At 44.8% G+C, this 14,279-nt stretch carries 11 protein-coding genes; 1 reads left to right on the forward strand and 10 read right to left on the reverse strand.

Annotated features, from left to right (window positions below; translation table 11 throughout):
• Window positions 1–20 precede the first annotated feature (20 nt).
• From G5B06_RS12145 to G5B06_RS12165, 5 genes are all read right to left on the reverse strand, one after another.
• A complete protein-coding gene (locus tag G5B06_RS12145) occupies window positions 21–2,435 on the reverse strand; it encodes a GH36-type glycosyl hydrolase domain-containing protein (protein ID WP_173762029.1) in 2,415 nt (804 codons plus the stop codon).
• A 145-nt stretch (window positions 2,436–2,580) separates the two neighbouring features.
• Window positions 2,581–3,933, reverse strand: a complete 1,353-nt coding sequence (locus G5B06_RS12150; protein WP_173741321.1) for a VWA-like domain-containing protein — start codon at window positions 3,931–3,933, stop codon at window positions 2,581–2,583.
• Complete coding sequence (locus G5B06_RS12155) at window positions 3,930–4,940, reverse strand: leucine-rich repeat domain-containing protein (protein WP_118752735.1); 1,011 nt, start codon at window positions 4,938–4,940, stop codon at window positions 3,930–3,932. The genes G5B06_RS12150 and G5B06_RS12155 overlap by 4 nt, the downstream gene beginning before the upstream one ends.
• A gap of 302 nt (window positions 4,941–5,242) precedes the next feature.
• On the reverse strand, window positions 5,243–5,635 hold the full coding sequence (locus tag G5B06_RS12160) for a VOC family protein (protein ID WP_118752766.1): 393 nt from the start codon (window positions 5,633–5,635) through the stop codon (window positions 5,243–5,245).
• A gap of 154 nt (window positions 5,636–5,789) precedes the next feature.
• On the reverse strand, window positions 5,790–7,406 hold the full coding sequence (locus G5B06_RS12165; protein WP_021976971.1) for a mannitol dehydrogenase family protein: 1,617 nt from the start codon (window positions 7,404–7,406) through the stop codon (window positions 5,790–5,792).
• 247 nt (window positions 7,407–7,653) lie between these two features.
• On the opposite strand from G5B06_RS12165, the gene G5B06_RS12170 reads away from it, so the two are divergent.
• Window positions 7,654–8,787, forward strand: a complete 1,134-nt coding sequence (locus G5B06_RS12170; protein ID WP_118752734.1) for an ROK family transcriptional regulator — start codon at window positions 7,654–7,656, stop codon at window positions 8,785–8,787.
• 112 nt (window positions 8,788–8,899) lie between these two features.
• Here G5B06_RS12170 and udk read toward each other — a convergent pair whose 3' ends face one another.
• The 5 genes from udk to G5B06_RS12195 all read right to left on the reverse strand — a co-directional run bounded on the left by udk (window position 8,900) and on the right by G5B06_RS12195 (window position 14,188).
• The gene (gene udk / locus G5B06_RS12175) at window positions 8,900–9,520 is read right to left on the reverse strand and encodes a uridine kinase (protein WP_021976352.1); all 621 of its coding nucleotides are present in this window, start codon (window positions 9,518–9,520) and stop codon (window positions 8,900–8,902) included.
• Between the two features lie 175 nt (window positions 9,521–9,695).
• Window positions 9,696–10,574 (reverse strand): methylenetetrahydrofolate reductase, encoded by an 879-nt coding sequence (locus tag G5B06_RS12180; RefSeq protein ID WP_015526188.1) that lies wholly within the window; start codon window positions 10,572–10,574, stop codon window positions 9,696–9,698.
• Window positions 10,575–10,658: 84 nt separating this feature from the next.
• Window positions 10,659–11,279: a methylenetetrahydrofolate reductase C-terminal domain-containing protein gene (locus G5B06_RS12185; RefSeq protein ID WP_118752733.1), complete on the reverse strand. Its 621-nt coding sequence runs from the start codon at window positions 11,277–11,279 to the stop codon at window positions 10,659–10,661.
• A 1-nt stretch (window position 11,280) separates the two neighbouring features.
• Window positions 11,281–13,245, reverse strand: a complete 1,965-nt coding sequence (gene rsxC, locus G5B06_RS12190; RefSeq protein ID WP_173762028.1) for an electron transport complex subunit RsxC — start codon at window positions 13,243–13,245, stop codon at window positions 11,281–11,283.
• Window positions 13,246–13,663: 418 nt separating this feature from the next.
• Entirely contained in the window at window positions 13,664–14,188 is a 525-nt protein-coding gene (locus G5B06_RS12195) for a hypothetical protein (protein ID WP_118752731.1), read from the reverse strand.
• Between the last annotated feature and the right edge of the window lie 91 nt (window positions 14,189–14,279).

Genomic DNA, 14,279 nt, shown 5'->3' on the forward strand with positions numbered 1-14,279 from the left:
CGCAATTTATATCCATTATGTCATGACATATAGAATTCAATTTCTGTCTCACCGGTAAGTTTCTCCTGCGGAATATAATTACCCGGAAGTTCTTCTCCATTTACATAGAGTTTTTTACATCCGGCTTCCACATGTCCCGGATTCTTCACAGTGATATGGAGATGACATCCACGGAAATCCTTGCTTATCTCAAACTTCTCCCATTCTTTTGGAATCGATGGTGCTATACGTAAGCCATAGAAATCCGGACGCATGCCAAGAATTCCTTCTACACATCCTACCATCACAGTAGATGCTGTTCCTGTCAGCCAGTGCACATGAGATCGTCCGAAATTCGGGCTTGCTTTTCCTTCTGTAAACTGTCCATAGCAGTATGGCTCCAGCTGTCTGATCTCAGCCCTGTCATTCTGCGCTGCCGGAGCATTCTCCAGGAAATAATTAAATGCACGCTCACCATGTCCGCAAAGTGCTTCTGCCAGAATGAGCCATCCCTGTGACTGTGAAAAGATTCCCGCATTTTCCTTTGTTCCTGCATTGTAGATAACCGCAAGTGCTCCGTCGAAAGCATTTGCATGATATGGAGGATCCATAAGGATTGCACCGTATTCTGTATTCAATCTTTCATAAACCATTTGAAGAGCCAGATCTGCCTGCCGCTCTGTTGCAAGGCCGCTGATCACAGCCCAGCTCTGTGGATTCAGCCACATATTTGCCTCCGGGTCAGTTCTCTTTCCGATAACCTCTCCCCGCTCCGTAAAACCACGGATAAAACGATCTTCATTCCAACAGAGTTCCTGGATCAATTTTCCAAGCTGCTCTTGTTTTTCTTCCAGGTATTTTATATATTTTTCATCTTTTTTGTACTTTGCAAACTCTTTCAGGATAGTCATTGCATAATAGAACTGTAATGCAACGAAAGTAGATTCCCCATCCTTTCCAAGTCTCAGACAATCATTCCAGTCTGCATAAAGTCCGGCCGGCATTCCATGTCTGCCAAGATGGTTCATGGAGAAGTCAATAGCTCTTTTCAGATGCTCGTATACAGTTCCTTCATCCTTGTTTGCAAACGGGATCACTTCATCGATGAATGCAAAATTTCCTGTCTCTGAAATATATTTGTATACAGTAGGGAACAGCCAGAGTGCATCATCTGCGCGGTATGCCGGATGACCAGTTTCCTGTACATAGGACGCATCATCCGGTGTATCCTCATGTCCCGGATTATGTGTGAATTTCACAAGTGGAAGACCGCCGCCGTTATCTACCTGTGCTGACAGCATGAAACGGATCTTATCCAGTGCCATTTGGGGTGCAAGATGGATCACACCCTGGATATCCTGTACAGTATCACGGTATCCATATCCGTTACGAAGTCCGCAATAAGTAAAAGATGCTGCACGTGACCAGATAAATGTCATAAAACAGTTATATGCGTTCCATGTATTGATCATGGTATCGAATTCCGGACTTGGTGTTCTGATCTGAAAATGTGCAAGCTGTCCGTGCCAGTAACTGATCAGTTCTTCAAGCTCCACCGCGCATGTTTTTTCACAGTCTGCATAATGTGCTATAATCTCCGCTGCTTCATTATCCTCCTTCATTCCTGCCAGAAAAGCCATTTCCCGACTTTCTCCCGGTTCCAGAGTAATTACAGCTGAAAGAGCTCCACAGCTGTTTTCATTATAATTTCCCTCATTACATAATACACCGGCTTCAACCCCTGCCGGATTGTTGTATCCGTGATATCTTCCAAGGAATTTTTCCCTGTCACCACACCAGGAAGAAACCTTCTCTCCAGCCAGGCCGAAGAATCGGTTGAACACGTTCTTGTTATCAACCTCTTCCCCATCCTTAAGGCCGTCCAGATTCGCATGGATCATCTGACGTACACGATCTCCACAGAATACTGTTCTTGTAATATACTGGGAATACTGCAGATTCACCTGATCCTGTTCATAATTGCTGTTATTTGTAAACTCTGCATATCCAGTCACACTGATCTCACGTTTTCTGTCTGAGCAGTTGGTAACTTTCAGATTCCACACCTCGTAGGACTGCCCAAGCGGTACATAGTATCTCACCTCTGAATGTATCTCGCTGTAATCTGCCATCATTTTAGTATAGGCTGTGCCATGATGACATTCACTTTTATACTCATTGAGATCTTTGCCAACCGGCTGCCAGGATGCTGACCAATAATCTTTTGTGTCATTATCCCTGAGATAAATATATCTTCCCGGCTGATCAAACTGATTAAAAATATATCTCAGGATTCTGCCGTTCGCCCCGGATTTTGCAAAGCTGTATCCCCCTGCATTATTGGAAACGATTGCTCCGTATTCCGGCGATCCCAAATAATTCACCCACGGAGCAGGTGTGTCCGGCCTGGTAATCACATATTCCTTTTTTTCTTCATCAAAATACCCATATCTCATGCCATACAATCTCCTGTTCTGTATATTTTCCGTAACATTGTCTGTTGTTACCTATTTTCTACACTATAACTGATATGCAGATAGCAATATACAAAATAAAAGATTAAAATATCAGATTCATGACATAAGATATGGATATAATTCTTTACAATTCTTCCTCCGTGATCACCAGCTTCATGGCCCAGGCCGGGATATCCACATCCTCAGGCTCCTGCTCCATAAATACAAATGCTGTCCGGTATGGCGGCATCTTTGCCGGAAAAATCCCGTATCCGTCTGTAAAATACACCAGTCCCTTCAGATTTTCAAACTCACGTTTTTCCATCAGCTCTTCCACATAAGCAAAAGCCGGACGGAAATCTGTACCTCCATCACCGTAAAGTTCCAGGCTGTCCATGTAATCCTGCAGTTCTTCTCTGCTGGTGATCTTCACATCCGAATGCACCTTCTCATCACACTGGATAATGTGTATATTTACCTTCTGGAAAAAATTCCCGCTGTCGCTTAAGATCCCATAGGTTTCCTCCAGAAATCTCTGTACCAGTTCTCCTGAACAGGACATGGAGGTATCGATCACAATGACAAATTCCGAAACTTTTTTCACTTCTCTGGTTTCCAGGGGTTCGATCAGCGGCATATTCCCGTAAAGGGAAAGCCCGTAGGTATAAAAATTATAATCAAAGCTGTCCGGATCTACAGTCAGTTCTTCCCGAAATACTGCAAACTTCCGCAGAAATTCCCGATAATCATATCGTTCCCGGTTCTCTATTTTCAGCTGGTCCAGAAAATCTCCGTCCTGCTCTCCTGACTCTCTGGAAAAAGTCCCAAGGTCTGTTTCGATCCCATCGCTGATATCTCCCCATTTTTTACTCATCAGGGGATTGGGTTTCCGGTCGGGCTGCTGGTTTGCCCAGTATTTATGGTCGTCCACGTAGAACTCTTTTTCAAGCTGTGCCAGTTCTTTTTCCTTCAGAAATTCTTCTTTCAGAATCTTGTAGATTCTCTCTGCATTCAGCGTCTTCTTTTCCTTTTCCAGAAGACGGTAGGTTTCTCTCCGGAGAAGACTTCTGGAATATCGGACTGAGCGGTGGTAGATCCCGTCGATCATATGCTCCACTGCAATATCGCAGCTTAAATTCCACAAACGCTTCTCTATTCCCGGCTTCCCAAAGTGCCGGAAAATGCAGTGAAATACCATATGGAGATATCCTCGATTCACAAGAATCCTGTTTTCTTTATAAAGCCCGCCAAGCTGTGCCGGATGGAAGTACATCACAGCCCCGTCTGTTCCAAACGGACTGACCGAACCATCCATCTGATAAATAAAGCTGCTCAGCGCCACATCCAGAAAACGCATGCCAAGATACAGCTCGTCTCTTGCCGCCCGGAGGATGCTGCTGCCGATGTCCTGGAGACGCTGGGCCGCCTCCTGGGGATTGGATCCCTGACCGGGCAGGAAGTTATTTTTATTTTTTTCAGTTGTTTCTATATCACTCATAACTGAAACTTCTTTCTCCTTTTAACAGGGCACCTCTCATTTTCTGTCTCCCCGGCAACCTTCTGCTCTTCCTTCAGCATCCGGCTGCGTTCATTCATCAGAAATGCGGAAATCTCCATATCCTTCTTCCCGGACACCACATCAATACTATGTTCCAGGCCCTCTCTGTTCCAGAGCTTTTCCCGTGAAAGCAGCTCCAGACCATTTAAGTTTCCGCTTTCCACCAGGTATTCCCCGATATCCTTAAGATTTCCCCGGATATAATCCTCATACTGCTTCTTCGCCTTTTCGCTCAGCTGCCACGGATAACGAAGCCGCCCAAAGCTCATATCAACCAAAACCTCCAGCTTATCCATTACCACTGCCATATCAAACAGGCTGTCATACTCTGCGAAATCCAGTTCTTTATTATAGAAGCATTGCCGGTAATTGGTCCCTGAACCATGATACTCCGTAAACAAAATTCTCGCAGGCGTGTTCTCCACCGCCTCATCATAATGCTCCGGAAAAACCATATGCGCACGTTTTCCACCTGCCTCACCATTTTCATACAGAAAATCCACATCGATCTTCTGCCACAGCTCACCGAGGATCTCCTTTGTACAGGACTTGAACCCTTTTTTCTGATGGATCACAAGCTCCTTCAGCCCGCTGCAGCCCGTAAACGCCCCGGTTCCCACCTGCATCAGCGTATCCGAAAATTCCAGTCGTTCCAGTTTTTTGCACCCATAAAAAATATATCTTCCGATTTCCTTCAGTGTATCGGGAAAAACGATCTCCTGCACTTCCTCCCCGGCAAGAAGTCTCTCTTCCCCGAACGAAATTACATCTTCGCTCTCCCAGGTTTCTGTATCTTCTTCTCCATCCTTGTGTGCGGAAAACGCATACGGCGCCGCACTGACTACCGGAAGGCCATTGATCTCTTCCGGCAGCACCACCCGGCTGTCTGTTCCGTAACAACGGATAATTTCTATTGTATTCTTTTTGACTCTGTAATGTATTTTCATAATTCTCCATCATACCAAGAAACAGATATCCGAAATCCATTTCCTGTTTTTATTCTTCAGGAATCATCTCATCTACTGCTGATCCCGATCTTCTATAGCACATCTGCATCTCATTGTAGTCTCATTATCCATTTCATGCAAGAAATTTTCCCTCGGCCCCAAATTCTGTCTAATACAGAAAACAGCCCGCCGGATACACGATGATCTTTGATCATCTTATATCTGACAGGCTGTATGCAACACAAAACGAACCTCTGTATTGTACTCTGTTTCACACTCATGAACACAATTTTATTTACTTCTTATAAATACTGGCTAAACTCCACCTTCTCCTTATTCGGTCCCTCAATAGTAAAGAACTTCACACCATTCTCCCAGAACGGCAGGAAATGGACTTCATCATTGATAGTATTCAGTCCGGCTGCTGTCACCATCTCGTGGACTTTCTCGATATCCTTCACATCAATGGCAACATGATCGATGGCACCGGATTCCATTTTTGCTGCTTTGTTCTCGTAAGTCTCGATCACAAGATTTCCCAGTTTCAGAAAAGCAACCTTCTCATTGGCCGCTTCGTTTACGGTCTGAAAAGCAATCTCAAATCCCAGTGCTTCATAAAATTTAATGGTTGTCTCAATGTCATTGGTCGGCACACCTACGTGCTGAACTCCGTTCATCTGATCTTTTAAATTCATTTCAAAACCCCATCCTTTCATAAATCCGGTGTTCGCATCCCGCTTTACTGCATGCTCAGAAATGCGATCACTCTGCAATTCTGCGTTCTACCTGTGCAAGCTCTGGATTTCTCTTTATTCAATACTTACATAAGCTATTTTCGTAACCCTGGTTTTATTTTACATATTTATGAATAGTTGCCTTTACAGCTCCAGGTCCTGCGATCATCTCGCGGAACATGTCCTCGATCTTTTCACCCACACCATCTTTGTAAAGATCTGTAAAGAACAGTCTCTCATTGGAAAGGATCGGCTTCAGCTGATCCTTGAAGGTTTCCGGTTTTCCGATCACGATATCGCCAAGCTGCTCTGTGATCTCCTCATTCATCGGGTCCGGTGCAAGCTCAAATTTGTTTCCTTCGTCATCTACAGCCAGCATGTATCTCAGCCAGCCTGCGATTCCCAGCGGGATTGCTGTCAATCTGGAAGCATCTCCAAATTTCTTCACATATGCTTTTACAGTCTCACCGAAACGGATACCTACCATCTGGGACACATCTACAGCCAGACGAAGGTTTGTATCTCCAAGATACTCATTCGGGAAACGGTCATTGAAAAGCTCATCCACAAATGCCTGCGGGGAAAGGATTCCAGGATCTGCAACTACCGGAAGTCCCTCGTCATAAGCAACCATACGGGCCATTTTCATCATATCTTCGTTCGTGTTCAGCATATGTGCAAACAGATCATAGCCAAGTACCACACCAAGAGGGCCGGTTGCGGAATGTACAGGATTCAGGCAAACGGTTACTTTCATTCTCTCGGAGAGATTGACGGTATTTCTGTCCGCCATATATACGCCGAAGCCTTTTTCCAGAGCAGGGCGTCCGTTAGGGAAGCTGTCCTCGATAACAAGATACTGTGGCTTCTCAGCATTGACAAATGGTGCAATGTATGTTTTCTTTCCTGTGATCACCGGCTGCATATCTTCAACGCCAAGCTTCTCAAGGTCTGCTGCGATCTGCTCACTTGGACGAGGTGTGATCTTGTCGATCATGGTCCACGGGAATGCAACCACCTTCTCATCCGTTACATAATCTACAAATCCATCATCTACAAAACCTGCTTTATGCCATTCCTCTGTCATAGTCAGCACGGACTCACGAAGCTTGGCGCCGTTCTGTGAGCAGTTATCCATAGATACCAGAGCGATCGGATATTTCCCTGCTTTATATCTCTCATTCAGCATAGCCACAAGAACTGCCATTGCTCCCGTTGCCTTATCCGGTCCGTTTTTAATATCTGCTTCCACAAACGGGAACCATGTTCCGTCTGCTTTCTGGAGTGCATAGCCCTTCTCTGTGATCGTGAAAGAAACCAGCTGCAGAGATTTAGCCGCAAAAATTTCTTTCAGGCGGTTCCATTGTTCAGCATCAGAAGACTGTGCTTTCACTGCTTCTGCAAGTGCCCCGAGAACTTTGTACTCACGGGTTCCATCACCGTGAAGGATGACATTTAAGCCAAGGTTGTCATATGGCGCGTAAATTTTATCCACTACGTCATAATCAAAAGTCTCTACACATGTGATACCTCTGTCAAGAACTCCCTCTTCCAGAAGACCATCTGCAATACCGCCGATAAATACACGGAAGATATTTCCGATTCCGAAATGTACCCAGCCTGGCTCTTTTTTCGCTTTCTCAGTCACAGCCTCTACATCGTATCCCGGAAGATCGATACCTGCTTTCTTCCATGCTTCACGTTCCTTGATTCCATTTCTTGTTAATTTCATAATCTTGAACCTCCCTGTTTTCTTATATTTCGTTATTATTTATGTCTTTCACTTATGCTTATGTATTAACTGTAAGTAGAGTATAAAACTATTTTTTTAAAAAATCCATTGACAAAACACCTAATTTTCCTCTTATATTTTTGTTTACTTTTACTCAGGCGCTCCTACATTGCATTTCCCGCAAATTTATACTAAAATATATTTAAGACTTAAACATATCTATAATGACTTTTATCAGGAGAATCTCATGAGTGAAAAAGGATTAACCACCATCAATTTAAAGAAAATAAACCGCTCCAAGGTTTACCAGTATATATACAAAGCAAAACAGGCTTCCAAAATGCAGATCGTCCAGGACCTGCAGATGGGACTTTCCACAGTAAGCCAGAACCTGAACCTTCTGGAAAAAGAAGGACTCATCGACAGAAACGGATATTTTGATTCCACAGGCGGAAGGAAGGCACAGGCCATCCAGATCGCCTCGGATTTTCGGATTTCCATTGGCATCGGGATCCTGAAAAACATGTTCCATATCACAGCCATCGACTTATATGGAAATGCTTTTTATACAGAAACCATTGCTCTTCCCTATTCCAACACAGAAGAGTATTACAGACAGCTGACCGATAAAGTACGGGAATTCATCGCAGAGAATCACTATCCGGAGGAAAAGATCCTGGGCGTTTCCATTGCCACACAGGGGATCACTTCTCCGGATAATTCCACTGTGATCTATGGAAACATCATGAACAATACCGGCATGAAGCTGGAGGATTTTTCCCGGCATCTTCCTTACCCCTGCCATCTGGAACACGATTCCAAATCCGCCGCTTTTCTGGAGCTGTGGAATCACCCGGAGCTTGACAGTGCTGTCGTGTTCCTTCTGAACCGAAACCTGGGCGGTGCCATTATCACCAACCATCAGATCCATCAGGGAAGCTCCATGCACAGCGGAACACTTGAGCATATGTGCGTGAACCCGGACGGTCCTTTATGTTACTGTGGAAACCGTGGCTGTCTGGAGACCTACTGCTCTGCCAATGCTCTGGAACAGTCTGCGGGGATGCCTGTGAAGGAATTTTTCCCGCTGCTCCGCGAAAAAAAATCTCCCCGGCTTGCTGAGCACTGGGAAGATTACCTGAACCATCTGGCATTTGCCATGAAAAACCTGAACCTGATCATCGATGCGCCGATCATCATCAGCGGATATCTGGCACCTTATTTTACGGAAGAAGACATCACTTATCTGCTGGAACACATCAACACAGGCGCACCCTTTACCCTGGATAAAGATCAGATTCTGGTCGGTACCCACGGACAGTATACACCTGCCATTGGTGCAGCTTTATATTATGTGGAAAAATTTATACAGAGCGTGTGAATACAGGCAGCTTCACCTGAACCGCTCAAAAAAGCATGTCATACACAGCCAGACGGATATAACTTGATCCGCTCTGTCCTAAGGTATGACATGCTTTTTTTTATTTTACTTATTATTTTTTCAGTTCTTTCAGCAGCTGCCCGATCTTTGACACAAACAGATCAAAGGCCACATTATTCTTACCGCTGTTGATCACAATATCTGCTTTCGCCCGTGTAGGCTCCACATACAGATAATGCATCGGTTTTACTGTGGTAAGATACTGATCGATGATTCCGTTTAAATCCCGTCCACGTTCCTCCACATCTCTGGAGATCCGTCTTAAGATCCTCTCATCTGCATCTGCTTCCACATAAACCTTGATATCCAGAAGATCTCGGATACGGGGATCTGCAAGAAGCAGGATTCCTTCTACCAGAATGACCGGTCTTGGTTCGATCTTCAGCACTTTGTCGGAGCGGTTGTGCTGACTGTAATCGTATACCGGACATTGGATGGTTTTGCCCTCCTTGAGTTCTTTGAGATGCTCGACCAGAAGATCGGTTTCCAGTGAATCCGGGTGATCGTAATTCACCTTCACACGTTCTTCAAAAGGAATTCCGTCCTGTCTGCGGTAGTAATTATCATGATAGATCACCACCACATCGTCTCCGAAATGCTTCTTCAGTCTGTTTGTAAATGTAGATTTGCCGGAACCTGATCCTCCGGCGATCCCGATAATAATACTTTCCATCGTCTCTTTACCTCTTAATCTAGAATTCTTCCGCTGTGGATCCCGCAGGCTTCCCGAAGAGTTTTTCCGTATAAAGAAGCTTTTTCTTACACAAAAGCTGCCCGGTCGGTGTGCATCTCCTGCATCCGGTTCCGGACAGCTTTTCTGGTTATTTTTTATAAAGCAATCGTTCTGATCAGATCTCAGCCTGCTCAAGAAGTGCCGGGATCTTGGATTCCCATCCAAGTGCCATGATATGTACACCCTGGCAGTATGGCTTACACTCTTTGATGATACGTGCAGCGATCTCAACACCTGTGATACCAGCTTTTGTCTTCTCTTTGTCTGCTTTCAGTTCCTCGATCATCTCATCCGGAACATGAATGCCGGCAACGTTGTTGTTCATGAACTTAGCCATTCCAGCGGACTTCGGAATGATAATACCAACCTGTACCGGTTTTCCGAACTGTTTTGCTTTTTCCATGAATTTGATGAATTTCTCCGGCTCAAATACAGCCTGTGTCTGGAAGTAGTCTGCACCTGCGGCAACTTTTCTTTCCATCTTTGCAAGCTGAGCGTCAACGGAATCGCTGCATGGAGATACAACGGCACCTTTGGAGAATTTCGGAGGCTCACCAACCAGCTGGTTTCCACCAAGGTCTACACCGGACTCAAGAAGCTGTACTGTATGAAGAAGAGATACAGAATCAAGATCAAATACCGGTTTTGCCTGTGGATGGTCGCCCATCTTTGTGTGGTCACCTGTGAGGCAGAGGATATTCTCGATACCAAGCATAGCTGCACTTAAAAGATCAGACTCCAGTGCGATACGGTTTCTATCACGGCATGCCAGCTGGAAGATCGGGTCCATTCCTGCATCTTTGAGGACTTTACACATTGCAAGAGATCCAAGACGCATTACTGAAGACTGGTTATCTGTTACATTAACTGCATGAACACCTTTCAGGTAAGTTTTGGCTTCTTCTACCAGCTCATCTACATGGATCCCTTTTGGCGGTCCTACTTCAGCAGAAACTACAAATTCACCACGGTCGAATAATTCTTTCATTTTCATATTATACTTTGCTCCAATCATTATAAATTTGGGGTATTGGCCGCCATGTTCCAGGCGGACAATATCATAATTTCATCAAGCTTCTTATTTCACTTCATCATCTGTAGCGAAATTATGGATCTGTGTCGGGCATTTCAGTGCGTCAAGGCGTCCGATCTCTTTCAGACGTCTGTAGATGCGCTCCCATCCACACTCCATGTCGCTGTCCACTTCGCATTTACCATTCTTGGAACCACCGCACTGGCCGTTGACAAGACTCTTGGAACATGCTGTGATCGGGCAGATTCCACCGGTAAGGTTCAGATAACACTCACCGCACTGGTCACATTTATATTCCAGTGGTGTTACACCCTGGAAACCAGGTACCGGGTATGTATCGCAGGCTGCACATACCATCTTGTCTTCCAGATATTCTGCGATGGTCTGAACACCAACGCCGCAGGAGAATACCAGAACCAGGTCAGCTTCCTGGATCTTGCTCATGTGTTTCTGGAGACGTAACTGCATATTTTCCGGATTACAGATATAATCCGTTGTCATGATCCCTGTCACATTTCCTTCAGCGGAAAGTTCCTTCTGAAGTGCAACAGCCTCTTTTTCCGGAAAACGAACTTCCTTGCATCCATGGCAGTTGATGATAAAAACTTTCTTTCCGGCTGCCAGTGATACGATAGTTTCTTTTGCTTTTAACTGGGTAATCAACATATCACTTCATCCCCCTTACTGCATTTTTTCCGGCTTTGATGCTGTTAATGATCGGAATCTTGGAAGAACAGATATACTGACAGCATCTGCACTCAACACAGTCCATAATGCTCATGTCTTTCATGCCCTGCCAGTTCTCTTCTTTCGCATATTTTACGAAATACAGAGGAGAAAGTTCCATCGGACATACGTCCACGCAGCGTCCGCACTTGATACATGGCTGCTCTTTGGTCTCGTCTGTATCAATGGCGATGATACCGTTGGAGCCCTTCATCATAGGTACTTCCAGAGTATTCAGAGGGAATCCCATCATAGGTCCGCCCATCTTGACCAGAACATCGTCATCTGTAAATCCACCGCAGTAATCGATCAGCTCTTTTACGCTGGTACCGATCTTGATGATAAAGTTGCCAGGATTCTTGATCTTCTCGCCTGTTACGGTTGCAACACGCTCGATCAGCGGCATACCCTTCTGGATCGCATCGGAGATTGCTTTTACGGTACTGATATTATCTACGATAACGCCAACATCTGCCGGAAGACCGCCGCTTGGAACCTTTCTGCCCATAACGCGCTTGATGAGAGTTTTCTCAGCACCCTGCGGGTATTTGGTTCTTGCGACAAATACTTCCATGTTTCCGATATCGGCAACTTTTTCCTGCATTAATTCGATGGCATCCTGCTTGTTATCCTCAATGACAATGATACCCTTCTCGGCACCTGTTGTCTTCAGGATCGCTTTCAGACCAAAAATAATGTCATCTGCAAACTCAAGGAGAACCTTGTGGTCTGCTGTTAAATATGGCTCGCATTCGCATCCATTGAGGAGAATAGTATCAACTGGTTTGGCTGGTTTCAGTTTGACACAGGTTGGGAAGCCTGCACCACCCATACCAACGATTCCTGCTTCTTTTACAATCTCAATGATCTCATCCGGAGTCAGATTATCCAGGTCACCATGTGGCTGTACGGATTCGTGCAGAGTATTTTTTCCATCCGATTCAATGACAACAGCCATGACTTCACTGCCTCTTGTGCCATGCATACGTGGCTCAACGGCAACTACGGTTCCGCTTACGCTGGAGTGTACCGGTGCACTGATAAATCCGGCAGCTTCGCCGATCTTCTGTCCGACTTTTACAGTGTCGCCTACCTCTACGATCGGATTGGCAGGTGCACCAAGATGCTGGGACATGGAGATCACTACAGTCTTCGGATCCGGGAATTTCTTCAGTGCGATATGCTCGCTGAATTCCTTATGCTCTGACGGATGAACGCCGCCATAGTATCCGTTCAGTCTGTCCTCTCTGATAGACTTCACGTAATCGTTGATCACCTTGAAGTTAACCTTGGAGTAATCACGTACCTGTACCGGCTGGTTCAGGAACTCTTCCAGACGGCCCTGTTTTGCCAGTCTCTGGTAGATCTTTTCCCATGCGCAGTCCTTGTTTGGATCTACTTCACATTTACCGTTCTTCGCTCCGCCGCACTGTCCGTTCACAAGACTCTTGGAACAGTCGACGATAGGACAGACACCTCCGGTAATGTTCAGATAGCACTGTGCACATGCATCACAGCTCTTTTTGGTAAGTGCCATGCCGTGATGACCTCTGTAGTTAAGGGTATTACTTGCTGCGATCACCGGCTTACCGGCCAGATCTGCAACAGTCTGGATACCAAGACCACAGGAGATCACAACTACATTCTCTGTACCTTCCGGCAGCAGATCCTGTAATTTTCTTTCTGTGTGCATCTTGTTGCACAGAAAATCGAATTTCGCACTGCCTGTGACGGTTTTTCCCTGCTCCGCAGCAAATTTCAGGAATTCTTCGCAATCCGGTTCGTCAACGGTCTCAAATTCCTTGAAACACTTGTTACAGGCGATTACGAACAGATTGTCCCTGCCGTTCAGCACTGATGCAAGCTCATCACTGCTTTTCAGCTTGTACTTAGTATAGTTTTCCAATTGCTCACCTTCCTTATAAAGATTATATCCTTATGATTATCTGCTCTTATCCGTTCCCTCCTTCTCTGCACTCCCAGGAAAGAAACAATAAAACCAAATAAATAAGTTCTACGTTATTTGTTCAGCCCTCCGGAAATCCCAACCACAAAAAGGCCGCAGTATTTCCTCTGACCGCTACAATAAATGTACCATAATTTGAACATATTATCCAGTTTTATTGGCTATTTTTATAAAATTATTCTATGATTTCATTCCAAAAATTTATGGGTGTACGGATATTTGTACAATTTCTGTTATGTTACATGCGTTAGTTATATGCAACTTATATAATTTTGTTTATAAAATATCCTTTTTATGCATTGAGCATATTGCACAAGGATCTTACCTTTAACAGGACAGATCCGAAAGGTGTCTTTTATCATGGAGTAAGACGCTGTCCGCAATATTCACAGGTGCTCAGACGACCTTTTATTACCTGATTCTTTGCACCGCAGCTGGGGCAGGTAACTGTAATATAGATCTTCTCATTTACGCGTCTGTTCGGTGCAGTGATCATAATATAATTTCCTTCTCTGTCTATCTGGATATTCCGGATATATCCCCCGGCAATAAATTTTTCCAGCTTTTTCACTGCACCTTTTCCCAGTTCCTGCTCAAGCTTTTCAAATGAGACGGTATTCTGAGCATAGGATTCAAACCAGCAGGCGATTTCTCCGGCTTTTTTCTTCTTTAATGTTTTTTGTATCTCCCGGAAGGTCGGATACAGAAACAGCAATCCAAGTATGATCTCTGTTGCTGCCATTCCCCAGCGCCCTTCACGGATATACTTCTCCGATGCGCCAATAGCTCCCAGGGAAAAAAGTATAAAAAAGCCACAAAGAACCCATTTCAGTTTCCCCAGTATTCCTGTTTTTTTATTTTTTTCTGTCAAAAAATCACTCATGTCTGTTTCCTCTTTCTTCTATTATTCAAAATTTTATGATGTATTTATGAATGCTCCGTCAGCTCACGCCAAATTTCCTCTATCTGAATAT

This window comes from Blautia luti (assembly GCF_013304735.1).
Lineage (GTDB): Bacteria > Bacillota > Clostridia > Lachnospirales > Lachnospiraceae > Blautia_A.